Below are 18912 nucleotides of genomic sequence, written 5' to 3'. Positions count from 1 at the left end.
GCTACACATTTGCGGCAAAGCTCACTATGGTGCCGGCAAAATCGACATCACGAGATTTGCATTCATCGGAGTACGACATGGCCGGCCACAGCATCCCTCATTTCCAGAACGACGGCGGGCACGGAGTCATCGAGATCGGCGTGAAGGAATTCATGTGCACGGGCGCATCCGTTCCGTTCGACCATCCTCATATCTTCATCGACATGGGCGACGACAACGAGAAAGTCTGTTCCTATTGCTCGACGCTCTATCGTTACAATCCGTCGCTCAAGGCGACAGAGACGAACCCGCCGGGATGCCTCTTCGCAAACAAGGCGGCCTGATCCTTCTCAGGCAACGGCGCAACGTCGATGGGAAACGCTGAGCCCGTTGCTATCGTCGGTGCCGGCATCGCCGGCCTGACGACGGCGCTTTGTTTCGCAAGACAGGGCTGGCAAACCGATATTTTCGAGCAAGCGGGCACGCTGACCGAAGTCGGCGCCGGACTGCAGCTGTCACCGAACGCATCGCGTATCCTCATCGACCTCGGCCTGCTCCCGGCTCTTGAGAGCATCTGGAGCGAGCCGGAGGCGATCTCGCTCGTCGACGGCCGCTCGCTGCGGCCACTCGCAAGCGTGCCCGCAGGCCCCAGCGCCCGCAAACGATGGGCTGCCCCCTACGGCGTGCTCCATCGCGCCGGCTTGCAAAAGATTCTGCTGCACGCGGTGAAGTCCGAACCGCTCTGCCGTCTTCATCTCGGATGCCGCATCGAGCGGGACCCGCGAGCAACGGTCACCGAAGCGAGCGGGCGACGCCCCGCCGCCATCATCGGCGCGGACGGCATCTGGTCGCAGGTGCGCGCCTCCCTCCCCGGCGCCGGCCCCGTCCGGTTCTCCGGCAACGTCGCCTGGCGGTTGATGCTGCCTCTGACGGACGCGGCCAAGTGCCTGTCGAGTGATCGCGTCACGGCTTTCCTCGGACCGAAAGCCCATCTGGTCGCCTATCCAATCCGAGAGGCCGACGCTTTCAACCTGATCGCGATCGTCGGCGGCGAGCCGGCTGCGGAGGCTTGGGCGGGGCGGGGTGCCGAAGACCGGCAAAGCGAACTTTCGGCCGCCTTCGAGGACTGGCACCCCGACCTGCGCTCGATGCTCAAGGGTGCCGCCTCGGCGACCTTTTGGCCGCTGTGCACCGTCGACGACGGCGTGTGGCACAACGGCCGCGACACGATTCTGATCGGCGATGCCGCCCATGCGATGACGCCGTTTGCGGCCCAGGGCGCGGCGATGGCGATCGAGGACGCCCGCGAGCTCGCGCGCTGCCTCGCCGGGAGTCCGGACGTTCCCTCGGCCTTCGCCCGATATGAAGCCGCTCGCAGGGCGCGAATCGACCGGGTGCGTAAGCGCGCTGCGTTCAACCGCTTTGCCTATCACGCCGGCGGCCCGGTGCGGATTGCCCGCAATCTCGTTCTCGCGCTCAAGGGACCCGAATCGCTCGCAGCCGATCTTGACTGGCTTTACGGATACGGTGCGCAGGAGCGATAGAGGAAGTAGGAGGCTTGCCTCGCTCCCCTCTCAGCCTTGCTCGTGGGATCAGACCGCGTTTGCGGCCGCGAGGCCCGCCTCGATGTCACGTCGGAGGTCCGGAACATCCTCGAGCCCGATCTGCAGGCGGATGACCGGCCCCTCGGACGGAGCCTTGGCGATCTTGCGGTCGGACAGGTTGGCGTGAACCGCAAGGCTTTCGAAGCCGCCCCACGAATAGCCGAGACCAAAAAGCGAGAGCGCGTCGAGGAAGGCATGGGCCTTGGCCTTGCTCTTCTCGGCGTCGGCCTTCAGCACGAAAGAGAAAATCCCGCTCGCGCCGCCAAAGTCGCGCTTCCAGAGCTCGTGCCCCGGAAAGCTCGGCAGCGCCGGATGCAGCACGCGCGCCACTTCCTCGCGGCCTTCAAGCCAGCGCGCGATTTCCAGCGCGCTCTCCTGATGGCGTTCGAGGCGAATACCCATTGTGCGCAGACCGCGCAGAATCTGGTAGCTGTCGTCAGGCGAGACGCAGACGCCGAGCGTCACCATCGCTTCACTCAGCGCGGGCCAATGCGCAGTGTTGGCTGACACGGTTCCGAGCAGCACGTCCGAGTGTCCGGAGGGATACTTTGTTGCGGCATGGATGGAAATGTCGACGCCGTGCTCGAGCGGCCGGAAATAGACAGGTGTCGCCCAGGTGTTGTCCATGGTCACGATGCAGCCGTGACGGTGCGCCGCGGCGGCGATCGCCCGGATGTCCTGCATCTCGAACGTATTGGACCCCGGTGCTTCCGTGTGCACCAGCTTGGTGTTCGGCCTGATCAGGCCTTCGATGCCGACCCCGATCATCGGATCGTAATATTCAATCGTGATACCGAGCCGGGTGAGCATCGTGTCGCAGAAATGGCGGGTCGGGAAGTAGACCGAATCAACGATAAGGGCATGATCACCCGAGGACAGAAAAGCGAGGAAAGGCACGGTGACGGCGGCGAGACCGGAGGGAACCAGAATCGTGCCGGCCGAGCCCTCAAGCTCATTGATCGCCTCACAGAGCGCGTCGGTCGTGGGCGTGCCGCGCGTGCCATAGGTGTATTTCTGCGCCCGGGTCTCCATCGTCCTCGCGTTCGGGAAAAGCACGGTGGAGGCGTGAACCACCGGCGGATTGATGAAGCCATGGAAATCGGAGGGATTGTTGCCGCTGTGCGCCAGGCGGGTGTTGATGCCCCGCTCTGCGTCCGCGCTCGTCTTGTCTGCCATTGAAACATCCGCTGTTGAAATCTCGACGCCAACTCATCGAACGCGTCACCGGGCAGGTCAAGGAAAATCCGAGATTCGCGGATGGGACGGTTTAGACACCAACTGGCCGTTTTTTGTTCGGATGGGACGTTTTTCCCGCAAAAACTGCCTAAACTTCTGGCGAGTTTCAGGTTTTTCACACGCAAAATGAGAAAATCGGCAACGTCTCTTGACCCTCATAGATTTTGAGCATGAGATAGGCCGCACTCACGCCAGGAGGGTGGCTGAGGCTGCACGCGCCTAAGAGCGCTGCCGTGCAGACGGGAACATAGGACAACCGAAAAGGTTCAAAAAAATGGCAAGAAGAATTCTGACAGCCCTTGTTGGCGCTGCTGTCATGGGGATTGGCGCAAATGCGGCCTCCGCCGCAACCCTTGACGACGTAAAGGCCAAGGGCTTCGTCCAGTGCGGTGTGAATACCGGTCTCACCGGTTTCGCCGCGCCCGACGCGTCGGGCAACTGGAGCGGTTTCGACGTCGACTATTGCAAGGCGATCGCGGCTGCCGTTTTTGGCGACGGAAGCAAGGTCAAGTACACGCCGACTTCCGCGAAGGAGCGTTTCCCGGCGCTGCAGTCCGGTGAGGTCGACGTCCTCGCCCGCAATACCACCTGGACGATCAACCGCGACACCGCGCTCGGTTTCAACTTCCGCCCGGTCAACTACTATGACGGCCAGGGCTTCATGGTGCGCAAGGGCCTCAACGTGAAGTCGGCTCTCGAACTGTCGGGCGCTGCCGTCTGCGTCCAGACCGGTACCACGACCGAATTGAACCTTGCCGACTATTTCAAAACCAACAACCTCCAATATAACCCGGTCGTCTTCGAGAAGCTCGAGGAAGTGAACGCGGCCTATGATGCCGGCCGTTGCGACGTCTACACGACCGACCAGTCCGGCCTCTATTCGCTGCGCCTCACGCTCTCCAACCCGGACGATCACATGATCCTGCCGGAAATCATCTCGAAGGAGCCGCTCGGCCCGGCCGTCCGCCAGGGCGATGACCAGTGGTTCGATATCGTGAGCTGGGTTCACTTCGCGCTGATCCAGGCCGAGGAATTCGGCATCACGCAGGCAAATGTCGAGGAAATGAAGAAGTCGCCCAACCCCGACGTCCAGCGCTTCCTCGGCGTCGAAGCAGACAGCAAGATCGGCACGGACCTCGGCCTTACCAACGAGTGGGCGGTGAACGTCATCAAGGCCGTCGGCAACTACGGCGAAATCTTCGACCGCAACATCGGCGCAGGCAGCCCGCTGAAGATCGAACGCGGCCTTAACGCGCTCTGGAACAAGGGCGGCATCCAGTACGCACCGCCGGTCCGCTGATCGGTCTGGCAAAACGGAGGAGCGGCCCACCGCTCCTCCGCTTACAATAAAAACGCCCGAAAAGGGCGGATTGGGGAAAGAGGCATTATATGGCCATTGGCGTTACAGACGCGCCTGAGAAGAGGAAATCCTCTGGATCGATCATCAATGATCCTCAGGTACGCGGAATATTCTACCAGGCAATCACCATCATCATTCTCGCGGTCCTCATTTACTGGATCGTCGACAACACGGTCGAGAATCTGAGGCGCGCGAATATCGCGTCCGGATACGGCTTCCTGAACAGCCGTGCGGGTTTCGACCTCGGACAGTCACTGATCGCCTTCACCAGCGATTCTTCATACGGCCGCGCTCTGGTTGTCGGTTTCGTCAATACACTGTTGGTGGCGATCACGGGTATCATCACGGCAACTATCATCGGCTTCATCGTCGGCATCGGACGTCTGTCGCACAACTGGATTATTGCCAAGCTGTCGCTCGCCTATGTCGAGGTGTTCCGCAACATTCCGCCGCTGCTGGTCATCTTCTTCTGGTACAGCGGCGTTCTGGCGATCCTGCCGCAGGCGCGCGACGCGCTCGCCCTCCCCCTCGATATTTATGTAAGCAATCGTGGCGTCGCCTTCCCAAGGCCGCTCTTCGGAGAGGGGGCGCAATACACACTGTTCGCCATCATCATCGGCGTCATCGCGAGCTTCGCCTTCGCCCGCTATGCCCGGCAACGGCAGGAGGCGACCGGTCAGCGGCCTCCCGTATTGTGGGCCGTGCTTGGCTTGCTTATCGGCTTGCCGCTGATTACCTTCCTCGCGACCGGCGCTCCACTGACTTTCGACGTTCCGATCGCAGGCAAGTTCAACCTGACGGGCGGCTCGGTCGTCGGACCCGAATTCATGTCGCTCTTCCTCGCCCTTTCCTTCTACACTGCGGCCTTCATCGCAGAGATTGTCCGGGCCGGCATCAGGGGGATCTCCAAGGGACAGACGGAGGCAGCTCACGCACTCGGAATACGCCCAAGGCTCACGACTCGTCTGGTCGTCGTGCCGCAGGCAATGCGCATCATCATCCCGCCATTGACCAGCCAGTACCTCAACCTCACCAAGAACTCTTCTCTAGCCGTCGCCGTCGGCTATGCGGATCTCGTCGCCGTCGGCGGCACGATCCTCAACCAGACCGGACAGTCGATCGAAGTCGTCAGCATCTGGCTCATTGTCTATCTGAGCTTGAGCCTTGCGACGTCGCTGTTCATGAACTGGTATAACGCTCGCATGGCGCTGGTGGAGAGGTGAGATCATGAGCACGCATCAGGCAAATTTCGTTCGTGCTTCGATGATCGAAGCCTCACCTGCTCCGGCGCTGGAAAGCGGCATCGTCTTCTGGCTGCGGAAGAATCTCTTCGCCACACCACAGGACACGGTGCTGACCATCATCAGCCTGCTCGTTTTGGCCTGGCTGGTTCCGCCGGTGATCCAGTGGCTGTTCATCGACGCTGCCTGGACGGGTGGCGGTCGCGGCGTCTGCGCCACGATCGCGCAGGGCGGTTCGCAGCCGGACGGCTGGAGCGGCGCCTGCTGGGCTTTCGTCAACGCGAAGTTCGACCAGTTTATCTTCGGCCGCTATCCGCCCGAGGAACGGTGGCGCCCCGCCCTCGTCGGCATCCTTTTCGTCCTGTTCCTGGTGCCGATGCTGATCCCCAAGGTGCCCTATAAGGGGTTGAATGCGGTTCTGCTGCTGGCCGTCCTGCCGATCATCGCGGTAATCCTTCTCCCCGGCGGCTGGTTCGGCCTCACCTATGTCGAGACGGCGCTCTGGGGCGGCCTCATGGTCACCCTCGCCCTGTCGTTTGTCGGCATCGCGGTCTCGTTGCCGCTCGGTATCCTGCTGGCGCTCGGGCGGCGGTCGAACATGCCAGTGATCAAGATGCTCTGCACGGTCTTCATCGAAGTGGTGCGCGGCGTCCCGCTGATCACGGTTCTGTTCATGGCCAGCGTCATGTTGCCGCTGTTCCTGCCGCAGGGGGTCACCTTCGATAAGTTCCTGCGTGCGCTCATCGGCGTGTCGCTCTTCGCGTCGGCCTACATGGCGGAAGTGGTACGCGGTGGCCTGCAGGCGATCCCGAAGGGCCAGTATGAAGGCGCCGATTCGCTAGGCCTCAGCTATTGGCAAAAGATGAATCTCATCATCCTGCCGCAGGCGCTGAAGCTGGTGATCCCGGGCATCGTCAACACCTTCATCGGCCTGTTCAAGGACACGTCGCTCGTCTCGATCATCGGGATGTTCGATCTGCTCGGCATCGTTCGCTTGAACTTCACCGACGCGAACTGGGCTTCCGCCGTTACGCCGGTGACCGGTCTCATTTTCGCAGGCTTTATATTCTGGCTTTTCTGCTTCGGCATGTCGCGCTATTCAGGCTTCATGGAACGCCTGCTCGACAAGAGCCAACGATAAAAAGGGGAAAAACATACATGGCAAACGCTGCCACTGCTTCAAAGATGACCGTCTCGACGACGGATGTAGCGATCGACATCACCAACATGAACAAATGGTATGGTGATTTCCATGTGCTGCGAGACATCAATCTCAGGGTGATGCGCGGCGAGCGCATCGTCATTGCCGGGCCGTCGGGCTCCGGCAAGTCGACGATGATCCGCTGCATCAATCGGCTCGAGGAGCACCAGAAGGGCAAGATCGTCGTCGACGGCATCGAGCTCACCAACGACCTGAAGAAGATCGACGAAGTGCGCCGCGAAGTCGGCATGGTCTTCCAGCACTTCAACCTCTTCCCGCATCTGACGATCCTGGAAAACTGCACGCTTGCCCCGATCTGGGTGCGCAAGATGCCGAAGAAGCAGGCCGAGGAAGTCGCCATGCATTTCCTGAAGCGCGTCAAGATTCCCGAGCAGGCCCACAAATATCCGGGTCAGCTTTCAGGCGGCCAGCAGCAGCGCGTGGCGATTGCCCGTTCGCTCTGCATGAATCCGAAGATCATGCTTTTCGACGAGCCGACTTCCGCCCTCGACCCCGAAATGATCAAGGAAGTGCTCGACACAATGGTCGGCCTCGCCGAAGAAGGCATGACGATGCTGTGCGTCACCCACGAAATGGGTTTCGCCCGCCAGGTCGCCAACCGGGTGATCTTCATGGATCAGGGTCAGATCGTCGAACAGAATTCGCCGGCCGAATTCTTCGACAATCCTCAGCATGAGCGCACGAAGCTGTTCCTGAGCCAGATCCTGCACTAATGCGAAGCGTCGCAGAATGAAAACGGCCCGCCTCCAAAGGCGGGCCTTTCCTTTTATGCCTCTGTCGGTTGCGGAAGCGTCGTCGCCCGCATGTCCGGCTCCGTCGCCGGCTTCAGGCTTGCTTGCTCGTATTCGGAAACTGTGCCAATTTCTGATATATCAGCATCCGGCACAATCCTTATGCACAACAGGTCCCAAGCTCATCTCGCCTACCTCGCGCTCGAGCGGCTTATCGTCACCTTGAAACTGAAACCCGGAACGCTCGTCACAGAGCGCCAACTCCTTGAGCTTGCCAATTTCGGGCGAACACCCGTCCGCGAGGCGATCCAGAAGCTCGCCTGGCAGGGGCTGATCGAAATCCGCGCGCGCGTGGGCCTGCAGATCACGACGATCCGTCCCGGTGATCGGGTCGAGGTGATGCAGACGCGGCGGCAACTGGAGCCGCTCGCGGCCGCCCTCGTGGCAGAGCACGCAAACGCCGAGGCGCGGGAGGCCATGAGGGCCTGCGCCCGGCAAATGATGGACTGCGCGGACGAGAGCGATCTCGAGGGCTTCCTCGTCGCGGACAAGATGTTCGACGAGGTGATGGAAGAGGCCTGCCCCAACCGTTTCCTGACGGCCGCGCTGGCGCCGCTGCAGACGCACGCGCGCCGCATCTGGTACGCGTCCGCCTCGCCGGAGAAGATGGAGGCTTCGGTCGAACGGCATGTCGAGGTGATGCGCTCCATCGAAGCGGCGGATGGCTTCGCCGCCGCCGCGGCAATGTCGCAGTTGATGGACTACCTGGCGGAGGTTTGAAGAAGCTTGCATCGCCCGCTGAGCAGGCTGATAGCCGTCAGCAGTTCCCCCTGTGAAAAAGAGGCACACCCGTCAGCGAGCATGCCCCTTCAACGATCTTCATAATTTCAGACCGGCCAGTTGGTTCAGCCGACGAATGCGCGCTCGATGACGAATTCGGCCGGCTTGTTGTTGGCGCCTTCCGTCAGACCGGCAGCTTCGAGGATTTCTTTGGTGTCCTTCAGCATCGCCGTCGAGCCGCAGATCATGCCGCGGTCGATCGCCGGATCGAGCGGTGGCAGGCCGAGATCGGCGAAGAACTTGCCGTTCGTCATCAGGTCGGTGATCCGGCCCTTGAAGGGGTATTCCTCGCGCGTCACCGTCGCATAGTGCCGGAGCTTATCGCCGACGATCTCGTTCAGGAACTCGTGGTTTCGGATTTCCTCGACGAGGTCGAAGCCGTACTTCAATTCCGCCACGTCGCGGCAGGTATGGGTGAGGATGACCTCCTCGAACTTCTCATAGGTCTCCGGGTCGCGGATGAGGCTCGCGAAGGGGGCAATGCCGGTGCCGGTCGAGAACATGTAGAGTCTGCGGCCCGGTACGAGCGCGTCGAGCACGAGCGTGCCGGTCGGCTTCTTGCGCATCAGCACCTGGTCGCCCGGCTTGATCGCCTGCAGATGCGAAGTCAGCGGACCGTCGGGCACCTTGATCGAGAAGAACTCGAGTTCCTCATCCCAAGCCGGGCTCGCGACCGAATAGGCGCGATAGATGGGCTTGTTGCCAACCATCAGGCCGATCATCGCAAACTCGCCGGAGCGGAAGCGAAACTCCTGCGGGCGCGTCATGCGGAAGCGGAAGAGCCGGTCCGTGTAGTGTTCGACACTCGTAACCGTTTCGACGAAGACACCTGCCGGTGCCTGTACCGCGAAATCTTCCTTTTTTGCCGGCGCATTCATCGTGGCTTCAGTCCTTAATGGTGAGGCTTTTTATCAAGTACGAGCGGATATTCCAAGCTTTGGCAAATTGAAAGGAATTCCCTTCCAAATATAGTCGCTTTCGAGGATTTCGGCTTGCTTCACACTGTCGCGGCCCGCATCTTTCACGAGACGCGGCGCCAGCTATAGGAATTCGTGTCGGCAGACGGTTTCGCCGTCGGCTGATAATGGTTGGCTATGCCTGGCAGCCGCCCTTCCGAGAGCCGCCTGATCGCCGTGGCGTTCGTCACGGCGAAGCTGTCGATCCCGCAACGCAGCATCAGCGGGATCTGATCGATCAGCACGTCACCGACGGCACGGATCTCGCCCTTGAAGCCAAGCCGCGTGCGCAGCAGCGAAGCGTGACTGAAGGCCCTGCCGTCGTTGAAGGCCGGAAACGCGACGGCCACCAGCGCGAGCCGATGGAGATGGGGTGCGAGACGCGTCACGTCGTCGGCCGGCGCGATCAATACGCCCAGGCCGGAGGCATCGCCCGCGGCAACCGCTTCCAGGAACGGACCGAGACCCAGTATCGCCTTCTCATTCGATCCGGCCTTGGTCTCCTCGGTCTCAACGATCCAGGGATCATCGCTCACGAAGCCGGTTTCTTTCCAGATTTTCGTCATCTGCTTTTATCCCTGCTTCAAGCGGCTGCCTGGGCGCCGCCGCCATAGAGCGCATCCTTGAAAGGCTGCGGCCCCACCCGACGGTAGGCGTCGAGGAAGGTTTCCGACTTATCCCGGCGCAAGCCGAGGTAGGTGTTGACGATCGTCTCCACCGCGTCCGTCACCTTCTCCGGCTCGAAGCCGCGACCGATGATCTCGCCGATCGACGTGTTCTCGTCGCCGGAACCACCAAGCGTGATCTGATAAAGCTCCTCGCCCTTCTTCTCAACGCCCAGAAGGCCGATATGGCCGACGTGGTGATGCCCGCATGCATTGATGCAACCGGAGATCTTTATTTTTAGCTCACCGATCTCGGCCTGCCGTTCGGGCGAACCGAAACGGCTCGAAATCTCCTGCGCGACCGGGATCGAGCGCGCATTGGCGAGCGCGCAGTAGTCGAGCCCGGGACAGGCGATGATATCGGTGATCAGCCCGGCATTGGCCGTCGCGAGACCGGCCGCGACCAGCGCACGGTAGACGGGCTCCAGATCGGCAAGCGCCACATGCGGCAGGATCAAGTTCTGCTCGTGGCTGACGCGGATTTCGTCGAAGGCGTATTCCTCGGCGATATCGGCGACCACATCCATCTGTTCGTGACTCGCGTCGCCCGGAATACCGCCGATCGGCTTCAGGGAGATCGTCACCATGCCGTAGTCAGGATGCTTGTGCGGCTGAACGTTCTGATGCACCCAGCGGGCGAAATCCGGATCGGCCTTCTTCCATCGGGCGAGATTACCCCAGCCTTCCGGACGGTTCGGGAGCGCCGCAGGCGCGAAATAGGCGGCGATCGCCTGGATGTCGGCATCCGGCAGCTTCAGCTCCGTGTCCTTCAAATTGGCGAATTCGGCTTCGACCTGGCGCGCCAGCTCTTCCGCACCGGTCTCGTGCACGAGGATCTTGATGCGCGCCTTGTATTTATTGTCGCGGCGGCCATAGAGGTTGTAAACGCGCATGATCGCCGTCGTGTAGGACAGCAGATCCTCTTCCGGCAGGAAGTCGCGGATCTTCTTGGCGATCATCGGGGTACGGCCCTGCCCGCCCCCGACATAGACGGCAAAGCCGAGTCTGCCGTTCTCGTCCTTCTTCAGGTGCAGGCCGATGTCATGCACCTGGATCGCGGCGCGGTCGCGCTCGGCGCCGGTCACGGCAATCTTGAACTTGCGCGGCAGGAACGAAAATTCCGGATGGACGCTCGACCATTGCCTGAGGATTTCCGCATAGGGACGCGGATCGGCGACTTCATCGGCAGCGGCGCCGGCGAAGTGATCCGCGGTCACGTTGCGAATGCAATTGCCCGAGGTCTGCAGCGCATGCATTTCCACGCTTGCCAATTCGCTGAGGATATCCGGCGTGTCGGAAAGGCGCGGCCAGTTGTACTGGATGTTCTGGCGCGTGGTGAAATGCCCGTAGCCGCGGTCGTATTTGCGGGCGATGTGCGCCAGCATGCGCATCTGGCGGCTCGAAAGCGTGCCATACGGAATGGCGACGCGAAGCATATAGGCATGAAGCTGCAGATAGACGCCGTTCATCAGGCGCAACGGCTTGAAGGCGTCTTCCGCGAGTTCGCCGGAGAGCCGCCGCTGGACCTGGTCGCGGAACTGCTCGACGCGTGCGGAAACGAAGGCGTGGTCGAATTCGTCGTAACGGTACATCGGGTCTCAGGTCCTTAGGCAGCGACATTCTTCGGGCCCGAAAGCCCATGATATCCGGGAGCATACGGAATAGACGGCCCGTCGGCGCGGATGCGTTCGCGCATGCGCAAGGGGCGAAGCGTGCCGTCGACTTCCTCGACGTCGATAACGTTGACGTCTACCACTTTATTCTCATCGAACGAACGCTTTCCCGTCGCCTCCAGTGCAGCAACGGCCTCCGCATGGCGCGCGACGAAAGCATCCTGCAGCGACTCCACCCAGTTACCCGAGGCGTCGAGCCAGACGGATATGCCATCCGCCAGTCGGTTTGCCGTCAAAACCTTGTCTACCATTGCGTCGTCCTCAATTCCCAATTCGTTCCGTGCGCTTCGCGGCGTCGCTGGCTTGCCGGCGGCCGGCCGCAAGCGGCTCCGACCGGCCGAAGTTGGCGCCGGCAACCGCGTCGCCAATGATCACCATGACCGGTCCGTCGAGTTCCGTACGGGCTTCGAGGTCCGGCAGATCCTTGAGCGTGCCGTGCAGCAGGCGGCGCTCAGCGCGGCTGGCGTTCTCGACTACGGCCACGGTCGTCTCCGGAGGCAGGCCCGCCTCCATGAGGCGGCCAGCGACCGAAGCAGCCACGGTGCGCCCCATATAGACCGCGATCGTCGCGCCGGAAACGGCAAGCCGCGCCCAGTCGGGAAGCACGTCGCCAGCAAGATCATGCCCTGTCGTGAAGACCAGCGAAGACGCGACGCCGCGAAGCGTCAGCGGCAACTCGAAATCGGCAGCAGCAGCAAAGGCGGAGGTGATGCCCGGCACGATCTCGTAACTGATGCCCGCCTCGCGCAGCGCGGCCATTTCCTCGCCGGCGCGGCCGAAAACCAGGGGATCGCCCGATTTCAGCCGAACGACGCGCTTGCCTTCGCCGGCAAGCTTCACCAGCAATTGGTTGATCTCGCCCTGCGACTTGGTATGGCAGCCCTTGCGCTTGCCGACGGACAGACGCTCTGCGTCGCGCCGGCCCATGTCGACGATCGCCTGGGGCACGAGCGCGTCATAGACGATCGCGTCGGCTTCCATCATCACCCGCTGCGCCCTCAGCGTCAGCAAATCTTCGGCGCCAGGACCGGCACCGACCAACCAGACATGCCCGGAAACGCGTTCGGCCTCATTGAGAAGCCGCGAGGCCTCGCGGCGGGCGGACGCGAAGTCGCCGAGGGCGACATTATCGGCGACCGGACCCGAGAAGAAGCGCCGCCAGAAAACGCGGCGCGCGACGCCGCGCGGCACGAGGCGATCGACCGCTTCGCGATAATTCGCCGCCAGCGAAGCGACGAGTCCAAGCGACGGCGAGAGCAACTGGTCGATCTGCGCACGGATCATCTGGGCCAGAACCGGCCCTGCCCCTTCCGTGCCGATCGCGACGGCGACCGGCGCGCGGTTGACGAGCGCCGGCGTCAGGAAATCGCAATAGTCCGGCTGATCGACAGCGTTCGCGGGAATCTTCCGCTCGCGCGCCGCCGCGACGATCGTCCGGTCAGCCGCCGGATGGCCGGTCGCAGCGAAGACAAGAGCCGCACCTTCCACCTGGTGGGCGGCAAAAGGCTCGCGAACCGTCGCGATGCCATTGGTTTTCAGGAAAGCCGCGAAGGCGGGTTCCGGGTAATCGGCATAGGCGACGATATGCGCCTCGGTGTTCAAAAGCAGCCGTACCTTGGCGAAGGCTTCGTCCCCATTGCCGAACACCGCCACGCTTTTCTGCGCGACGCGAAAGAATGCCGGGAAAACAGACAATTGCTGCGACATATTAAGGGGGCGGCTCCTTCTACAGGCTGCGGCGAATATCCCCTATAGGCGGCGACAATTGAAGAAACAGAAATTTCATTGCTTTTAGGGTCACGTATTGTTTTGCTCGACAGCCAATCTTTTTGAGCAAATATCTCCGAAGGCCGAGGCCGATAGGCAGTCCGGCCATTGCACCGTTGGCGCGATCTCCGTTAAATGCCGGCGGACAGCCGGAGGCTCCAGACATGAAACAGTGCGAACTGGCCGAGCGCCTGCTCACGGTCATCGAGAACGATATATTGCCGCTCACCGAGAGGGGCGTGGCCGCCGGCAACAAGGTCTTCGGCGCCGCTATCCTGCGCAAATCCGATCTTTCGCTGGTGCTCGCCGAAACCAACAACGAGACGGCAAACCCGCTGTGGCACGGCGAGGTCCACACGCTCAAGCGCTTCTACGAGCTCGCCGACAAGCCCGATACGCGCGAACTGATCTTCCTGTCGACGCATGAACCCTGCTCCATGTGTCTCTCGGCCATCACCTGGGCCGGGTTCGACAATTTTTATTATCTCTTCAGCCACGAGGATTCGCGCGACAGCTTCTCGATCCCGCACGATCTCAAGATCCTCAAGGAAGTCTTCCGTCTTGAGCCCGGTGGCTATGCCCGGGAGAATGCCTTCTGGGCATCGGCATCGATCGCGGCGCTTCTCGGAGATGCCGATCCGGAGACGAAGGAACGGCTCGCAGCCCGGAAGGCCCGCATTCGCGAGCGCTACGATCATCTGTCCGACAGCTACCAAGCGGGCAAGGACAAGAACGCGATACCGTTGAACTGAACCATGGAACCCTCACGCGACATTCAACGCCTGCTCGAGATCATGGCCGCCCTTCGCGACCCCGAGACCGGCTGCCCCTGGGACGTCGTCCAGACCTTCGAAACGATAAAGCCCTACACGATCGAAGAGGCCTATGAGGTTGCCGACGCGATCGAGCGCCACGACATGGACGATCTCTGCGACGAGCTCGGCGATCTGCTGTTGCAGGTCGTGTTCCATGCACGCATGGCGGAGGAGGCAGGCGAATTTTCCTTCGGCGACGTCGTCGAAGCCATCACCCGCAAGATGATCCGCCGCCATCCGCATGTCTTCGCCCGCTCCGACGCGGAGACGCCGGAGGCCGTGAAGCTGCAATGGGAAGAGATCAAGCAGGCGGAAAAGGCGGACCGACGGCAGCGGCGCCTGAAGCGCGGTCAGCCGCAAGAAACGGAAGCCGGCCATCTCGGCTCCGTTCAGCGGAGTTTCCCGGCGCTTGTGGAAGCCCTGAAGCTTCAGGAACGTGCGGCAAAGGTCGGTTTCGACTGGTCGGAACCGGAGCCGATCCTCGACAAGATCGAGGAAGAGATCGGCGAGTTGCGGCAAGCGCTCAAGGATGGGGACCAGCGAAAGGTCGCGGACGAACTCGGCGATCTTATCTTCGCAATGGTTAATATCGGCCGTCACATCGGCACCGACCCGGAAATGGCGCTGCGCGGTACCAACACCAAGTTTCGACGCCGCTTCGGCCACATCGAACAGGAGCTGGAAGCGGGCGGCGAGACGCTCGATGCCGCTTCGCTGGAGCGCATGGAAGAACTCTGGCAGGCGGCGAAGGCGATCGAGAGACAATTGACGTAGCGGCATACCGTTACGTCAATTTCACCAATCCTCTTCGATCGCTTTCGGTCCGTTGCCCAATCGCCTCTCGAGCTCTGCGGCCTCCGCTTCGGTCAGCCGCAGGTCGAGGCCGACCCGTCCGTCCTCGAGGTCTTCGCGCCCATCCACGATCGCATGCTCGTAGACCCAAGGCAGCAATTGCAGTTGATCAAGACCGAGGACGACCGTGCATTCTGTCATGACGCCTGAAAGGCGCCGGCCGATTTCAGCAAGAAGCTCGTCGACACCGTCGCCGGTGATTGCGGAGACCGCGACGGTGTTCTCGGCAAGGGCAGCCTTCTTTACCAGCGCCTCTCGCACCTCCGGCTCGAGCTTGTCGATCTTGTTCCAGACTTCGACGATGCGCTCGGCCCCCTCCTTCTCGCCGATGCCGAGATCGGCAAGGATACGCAACACGTCACCCGCCTGCGCCTGATTGTCGGGATCGGAGAGGTCGCGGACATGCAGGATCAGGTCGGCTTCGAGGACTTCTTCGAGCGTGGCGCGGAAGGCCGCGACCAGATGCGTCGGAAGATCGGAGATGAAGCCTACGGTGTCCGAGAGGATGACCATGCGCCCGTGCGGCAGCTTCAGGCGCCGGAGCGTCGGGTCGAGCGTTGCGAAAAGCATGTCCTCGGCGAGCACGCCCGCTCCGGTCATCCGGTTGAAAAGCGTCGACTTACCGGCGTTCGTATAGCCGACCAGAGCTACGATGGGGTGCGGCACCTTCTTGCGCTTCGAACGGTGAAGTTGCCGGGTGCGGCGCACCTGCTCCAGCTCGCGCTCCAGCCGCACGATCTTCTCCTGCAGCAGGCGGCGGTCAGCTTCGATCTGCGTTTCACCCGGACCGCCCATGAAGCCCGCCCCGCCGCGCTGGCGTTCGAGGTGGGTCCAGCTCCTTACCAGGCGGCCCTTTTGGTAGTTGAGATGGGCAAGGTCGACCTGAAGCGTACCTTCCTTGGTGGAGGCGCGCCTGCCGAAGATTTCGAGAATGAGGCCCGTACGGTCGATGACCTTGGCGTTCCATTCTTTTTCGAGATTGCGCTGCTGGACCGGTGTCAGGGGGTGGTCGACGATCACCAGGCCCGCGTCCTTCTCGCTCAGGATATGGCCGATCTCCTCGATCTTGCCGCTGCCGAGCAACGTGCCGGGTTTCGGCTGGGCGACGGGCACGATCGTGCCGTGAACGACGTCGAGATCGATGGCAAGCGCCAGACCCGTCGCCTCTTCCAGCCGGCTCTCGTCGGAACGCGTAATCGGCTGCGTCAGGACATCCGCGGATGGTTTGCCGGTCTTCTTCAGGACCGGAACGACGACGACGGCGCGCGTGTCGTCGCGGAGCCGCTCCAGCTCCGGGATGATCGACGACGATTTTGAATCACGCTTGGTAATGTTCCTCACGTCCCGTCAGGATGCTGCTTCCTCATTCTCGAACATCTGCAGCGGTTGGCCCGGCATGATCGTCGAGATGGCGTGTTTGTAGACGAGCTGGGAATGGCCGTCGCGGCGCAACAGGACACAGAAATTGTCAAACGATGTTACGACACCCGTCAGTTTGACGCCGTTGATGAGGAAAATGGTCAAAGAAATCTTTTGCTTGCGGACCGTATTGAGAAAGAGATCCTGCAAGTTTTGAGAACGTTCCGCCATCGCGCCGCTTCTTTCTTATTTGCCGGCCGTTTTTCGCCGGGGCCTTTTGTCAAATTCTGCGATTTCGAGGCGTCACAGTACCGTCCCCGACACCTCTCCAAGTTTGGTATCAAATCAATGTCTTTTCCGCAATGTCGAAAAAGGCTTCGCGAATATTCTGCGCTATGCTTCCCGGATGGCCGTTGCCGATGGTCTTCCCGTCTATGGAGACAACCGGGAAACAAATGCTGGTGGCGGCGGTCACGAAAACCTCCCGGGCCGCAAGCATTTCCTCCACAGAAAAAGCCTTTTCCTCAATCTTCACGCCGAGCGGCTTTGCCACGTCCATGAGCGTCGTCCGCGTCACGCCGCGGAGAATGCCATGCTCCGCCGGGCGCGTGCGCAAGACCCCGTCCCTGTCGACGATCCACACATTCGTCGCCGCCCCTTCTTTGACCGTGCCGTCCGCATCGATGAAGATTGCTTCCTGCGCGCCGAGTTCCTTCGCCTTCTGGCGGGCTAGAACGTTCGGGAGGAGACCGACGGTTTTGATGTCAACGCGATCCCAGCGGTTTTCCGGCACCGTTATCGCCGAGATGCCCTCGGTATTCTTCCGGGCGATCGCCGCGGCGTCCGTCCGCTTCGCCGTGACGACGATCGACGGCGGCGTGTCCTTTGACGGGAAGACGTGATCCCGACGGGCAACCCCACGGGTGACCTGGAGATAGAAGAGGCCGTTCCTGACCCGGTTCCGGCGGAGCACCTCGCGAATGACATGGGTCAGCGCCGCCCGGCTCATCGGCCAGCCGATGCCGAGCTCGTTCAGGGAACGGTCGAGGCGATCGAGGTGGCGGCGAAGATCGACGATGAAGCCGTGCCGCACTTCGCAGACCTCGTAGACGCCGTCGGCAAACTGGTAGCCGCGATCCTCCACGTGAATGGCGGCTTCAGCGTGGGGTACATAGGCCCCGTTGACATAGGCTACTCTCGGCATGGGACGGCCTCAGAAATACTGGATGCTCACTCGGAAAAGCTGTTCGACGTCGCGGACGGCTTCGGCAGCGGCAAGCAGGACCACGCGATCCTTCGCCTTTATCCGCGTATCGCCATCGGGGCGGATATAGGCCTTGTCGCGATAGAGCGCACCGATGCGAATGCCCTCCGGCAATTCAAGCTCGCGCAGCGCCTTGCCGACCAGCGGAGAGGTTTCAAGCGCTTCCGCCTCAATCACCTCCGCCACACCGTTTTGGACGGCGTAGACCGATCGGATTCGGCCCTTCCGCACATGCTGCAGCACACGCGAAATGGTCACGGCCCGCGGGTTGATATAGGCGTCGACCCCCGCGGTGCCGGCGAAATCCTGATAGGCGGGTTCGTTGATCAGCACGAGCGTCGACTTCGCCCCGAGGCGCCTGGCCATCATGCTGCCGAGAATATTGATCTGATCGTTGTTCGTTAGCGCGACGACGAGATCGGCATCCTGGACGTCGGCCTGCATCAGGATCCGCTGGTCCATGGCCGAGCCATGCAGGACCACTGCGCTGTTGAGCTTGTCGGCGACGAGGACGGCGCGATCGCGGTCACTCTCGATGAGCTTGACCCGCATGCGGGGCTGCTGCTCCTCGATCGTCCGGGCGACGAAATAGCCGATATTGCCGGCGCCCAGTATGACGATCCTGCGCGCTTCCTGCTCCTCGTGGCCGAAGAGCGCCAGCGTACGGCGCGCCTGGTCGCGGTCACAGACGACATAGGCGAGATCGCCGGTTTTCAGCTCATCGGACGAATGCGGGATGATCAATTTGCCATCCCGGAAGATGCCGGTGACGGTTGCGAGCAGATCGGGGAAGAGTTCGCTCAGTTGCTGGAGGGGCGTGTCGACGACAGGGCAATCCTCCATGCACTCGATCGCCAGCATGGCGATGCGGTCGTCGGCGAAACGTACGACATCCGTCGCGCCTGGAAAGGAGATACGGCGCAGCACGAGCCTCCCCACCTCGATTTCCGGCGAAATCGTAACATCGATCGGCACGTTCTCGCGTGAGAAGAGGTCGGAATATTCCGGCGCCAGATAGGCCTGCGCCCGGATACGGGCCACCTTTGTCGGCACGTTGAAGATCGCGTGCGCCACTTCGCAGGCGACGATGTTGACCTCGTCGAACAGCGTCACGGCGATAATCATGTCAGCCTGATCGGCGCCGGCCTTCGCCAGCACTTCCGGATGTGCGCCGTGGCCGACATAGCCTCGCACGTCCAGCGTCTCGGTTATGTGGGCAATCAGCGCGGCGGAGGTGTCGATCACCGAGACGTCATTGTTCTCCCGCGACAGTCGTTCGGCAATGCCGTAGCCGACTTGCCCTGCCCCGCATATGATCACTTTCATCGCTGTTCCTTAAGTCCTCGGA

Annotated in this window: 19 protein-coding genes; 9 read left to right on the top strand and 10 right to left on the bottom strand. The window is 61.7% G+C overall.

The features are described 5' to 3' along the window. Window positions 1–77: 77 nt before the first annotated feature. Window positions 78–323, top strand: a complete 246-nt coding sequence (locus M728_RS06405) for a zinc-finger domain-containing protein (RefSeq protein WP_026623303.1) — start codon at window positions 78–80, stop codon at window positions 321–323. 27 nt (window positions 324–350) lie between these two features. Continuing rightward, a complete protein-coding gene (locus M728_RS06400; protein WP_026623304.1) occupies window positions 351–1523 on the top strand; it encodes an FAD-dependent monooxygenase in 1173 nt (390 codons plus the stop codon). A gap of 48 nt (window positions 1524–1571) precedes the next feature. Here the strand turns inward: M728_RS06400 and M728_RS06395 are convergent, their stop codons facing one another. Then, complete coding sequence (locus M728_RS06395) at window positions 1572–2759, bottom strand: cystathionine beta-lyase (RefSeq protein WP_026623305.1); 1188 nt, start codon at window positions 2757–2759, stop codon at window positions 1572–1574. 334 nt (window positions 2760–3093) lie between these two features. Between M728_RS06395 and M728_RS06390 the strand changes: the two genes are divergently transcribed. The 5 genes from M728_RS06390 to M728_RS06370 all read left to right on the top strand — a co-directional run bounded on the left by M728_RS06390 (window position 3094) and on the right by M728_RS06370 (window position 8153). Beyond that, window positions 3094–4119, top strand: coding sequence for an amino acid ABC transporter substrate-binding protein (locus tag M728_RS06390; RefSeq protein ID WP_026623306.1), 1026 nt, complete (start codon window positions 3094–3096; stop codon window positions 4117–4119). Between the two features lie 89 nt (window positions 4120–4208). Continuing rightward, window positions 4209–5402, top strand: coding sequence for an amino acid ABC transporter permease (locus M728_RS06385; RefSeq protein WP_026623307.1), 1194 nt, complete (start codon window positions 4209–4211; stop codon window positions 5400–5402). 4 nt (window positions 5403–5406) lie between these two features. Next, window positions 5407–6561, top strand: a complete 1155-nt coding sequence (locus M728_RS06380; RefSeq protein ID WP_026623308.1) for an amino acid ABC transporter permease — start codon at window positions 5407–5409, stop codon at window positions 6559–6561. A gap of 17 nt (window positions 6562–6578) precedes the next feature. Beyond that, window positions 6579–7355 (top strand): amino acid ABC transporter ATP-binding protein, encoded by a 777-nt coding sequence (locus M728_RS06375; protein ID WP_026623309.1) that lies wholly within the window; start codon window positions 6579–6581, stop codon window positions 7353–7355. Window positions 7356–7535: 180 nt separating this feature from the next. Continuing rightward, window positions 7536–8153: a GntR family transcriptional regulator gene (locus tag M728_RS06370; protein ID WP_026623310.1), complete on the top strand. Its 618-nt coding sequence runs from the start codon at window positions 7536–7538 to the stop codon at window positions 8151–8153. A gap of 125 nt (window positions 8154–8278) precedes the next feature. Here M728_RS06370 and M728_RS06365 read toward each other — a convergent pair whose 3' ends face one another. From M728_RS06365 to cysG, 5 genes are all read right to left on the bottom strand, one after another. After that, the gene (locus M728_RS06365) at window positions 8279–9091 is read right to left on the bottom strand and encodes a ferredoxin--NADP reductase (protein WP_026623311.1); all 813 of its coding nucleotides are present in this window, start codon (window positions 9089–9091) and stop codon (window positions 8279–8281) included. 143 nt (window positions 9092–9234) lie between these two features. After that, the gene (locus M728_RS06360; protein ID WP_026623312.1) at window positions 9235–9735 is read right to left on the bottom strand and encodes a DUF934 domain-containing protein; all 501 of its coding nucleotides are present in this window, start codon (window positions 9733–9735) and stop codon (window positions 9235–9237) included. 17 nt (window positions 9736–9752) lie between these two features. After that, window positions 9753–11426: a nitrite/sulfite reductase gene (locus M728_RS06355; RefSeq protein ID WP_026623313.1), complete on the bottom strand. Its 1674-nt coding sequence runs from the start codon at window positions 11424–11426 to the stop codon at window positions 9753–9755. A gap of 14 nt (window positions 11427–11440) precedes the next feature. Continuing rightward, window positions 11441–11758: a DUF2849 domain-containing protein gene (locus tag M728_RS06350; protein WP_026623314.1), complete on the bottom strand. Its 318-nt coding sequence runs from the start codon at window positions 11756–11758 to the stop codon at window positions 11441–11443. A gap of 10 nt (window positions 11759–11768) precedes the next feature. After that, entirely contained in the window at window positions 11769–13214 is a 1446-nt protein-coding gene (gene cysG / locus M728_RS06345; protein ID WP_026623315.1) for a siroheme synthase CysG, read from the bottom strand. Between the two features lie 224 nt (window positions 13215–13438). Between cysG and M728_RS06340 the strand changes: the two genes are divergently transcribed. Both M728_RS06340 and mazG read left to right on the top strand, forming a co-directional pair. After that, window positions 13439–14026, top strand: a complete 588-nt coding sequence (locus M728_RS06340) for a deaminase (RefSeq protein ID WP_026623316.1) — start codon at window positions 13439–13441, stop codon at window positions 14024–14026. Window positions 14027–14029: 3 nt separating this feature from the next. Then, window positions 14030–14863: a nucleoside triphosphate pyrophosphohydrolase gene (gene mazG / locus M728_RS06335; protein WP_026623317.1), complete on the top strand. Its 834-nt coding sequence runs from the start codon at window positions 14030–14032 to the stop codon at window positions 14861–14863. Between the two features lie 21 nt (window positions 14864–14884). Here mazG and hflX read toward each other — a convergent pair whose 3' ends face one another. From hflX to trkA, 4 genes are all read right to left on the bottom strand, one after another. Further along, on the bottom strand, window positions 14885–16282 hold the full coding sequence (gene hflX / locus M728_RS06330) for a GTPase HflX (RefSeq protein WP_026623318.1): 1398 nt from the start codon (window positions 16280–16282) through the stop codon (window positions 14885–14887). Window positions 16283–16288: 6 nt separating this feature from the next. After that, window positions 16289–16531: an RNA chaperone Hfq gene (hfq, locus tag M728_RS06325; RefSeq protein WP_003535434.1), complete on the bottom strand. Its 243-nt coding sequence runs from the start codon at window positions 16529–16531 to the stop codon at window positions 16289–16291. 109 nt (window positions 16532–16640) lie between these two features. Next, complete coding sequence (locus tag M728_RS06320; protein ID WP_026623319.1) at window positions 16641–17504, bottom strand: D-amino-acid transaminase; 864 nt, start codon at window positions 17502–17504, stop codon at window positions 16641–16643. A gap of 9 nt (window positions 17505–17513) precedes the next feature. Continuing rightward, entirely contained in the window at window positions 17514–18890 is a 1377-nt protein-coding gene (trkA, locus tag M728_RS06315) for a Trk system potassium transporter TrkA (protein WP_026623320.1), read from the bottom strand. Between the last annotated feature and the right edge of the window lie 22 nt (window positions 18891–18912).

Origin of the sequence: Ensifer sp. WSM1721, assembly GCF_000513895.2 — a bacterium.
Classification (GTDB): domain Bacteria; phylum Pseudomonadota; class Alphaproteobacteria; order Rhizobiales; family Rhizobiaceae; genus Sinorhizobium.
Note: the sequence above shows the minus strand (reverse complement) of the source record. Positions and strands in the feature narration are given on the sequence as shown.

Coding starts and splice junctions, on each gene's coding strand:
- M728_RS06405 (WP_026623303.1), top strand. CDS start 78: ATGGCCGGCCACAGCATCCCTCATTTCCAGAACGACGGCGGGCACGGA.
- M728_RS06400 (WP_026623304.1), top strand. CDS start 351: ATGGGAAACGCTGAGCCCGTTGCTATCGTCGGTGCCGGCATCGCCGGC.
- M728_RS06395 (WP_026623305.1), bottom strand. CDS start 2,759: ATGGCAGACAAGACGAGCGCGGACGCAGAGCGGGGCATCAACACCCGC.
- M728_RS06390 (WP_026623306.1), top strand. CDS start 3,094: ATGGCAAGAAGAATTCTGACAGCCCTTGTTGGCGCTGCTGTCATGGGG.
- M728_RS06385 (WP_026623307.1), top strand. CDS start 4,209: ATGGCCATTGGCGTTACAGACGCGCCTGAGAAGAGGAAATCCTCTGGA.
- M728_RS06380 (WP_026623308.1), top strand. CDS start 5,407: ATGAGCACGCATCAGGCAAATTTCGTTCGTGCTTCGATGATCGAAGCC.
- M728_RS06375 (WP_026623309.1), top strand. CDS start 6,579: ATGGCAAACGCTGCCACTGCTTCAAAGATGACCGTCTCGACGACGGAT.
- M728_RS06370 (WP_026623310.1), top strand. CDS start 7,536: ATGCACAACAGGTCCCAAGCTCATCTCGCCTACCTCGCGCTCGAGCGG.
- M728_RS06365 (WP_026623311.1), bottom strand. CDS start 9,091: ATGAATGCGCCGGCAAAAAAGGAAGATTTCGCGGTACAGGCACCGGCA.
- M728_RS06360 (WP_026623312.1), bottom strand. CDS start 9,735: ATGACGAAAATCTGGAAAGAAACCGGCTTCGTGAGCGATGATCCCTGG.
- M728_RS06355 (WP_026623313.1), bottom strand. CDS start 11,426: ATGTACCGTTACGACGAATTCGACCACGCCTTCGTTTCCGCACGCGTC.
- M728_RS06350 (WP_026623314.1), bottom strand. CDS start 11,758: ATGGTAGACAAGGTTTTGACGGCAAACCGACTGGCGGATGGCATATCC.
- cysG (WP_026623315.1), bottom strand. CDS start 13,214: ATGTCGCAGCAATTGTCTGTTTTCCCGGCATTCTTTCGCGTCGCGCAG.
- M728_RS06340 (WP_026623316.1), top strand. CDS start 13,439: ATGAAACAGTGCGAACTGGCCGAGCGCCTGCTCACGGTCATCGAGAAC.
- mazG (WP_026623317.1), top strand. CDS start 14,030: ATGGAACCCTCACGCGACATTCAACGCCTGCTCGAGATCATGGCCGCC.
- hfq (WP_003535434.1), bottom strand. CDS start 16,531: ATGGCGGAACGTTCTCAAAACTTGCAGGATCTCTTTCTCAATACGGTC.
- M728_RS06320 (WP_026623319.1), bottom strand. CDS start 17,504: ATGCCGAGAGTAGCCTATGTCAACGGGGCCTATGTACCCCACGCTGAA.
- trkA (WP_026623320.1), bottom strand. CDS start 18,890: ATGAAAGTGATCATATGCGGGGCAGGGCAAGTCGGCTACGGCATTGCC.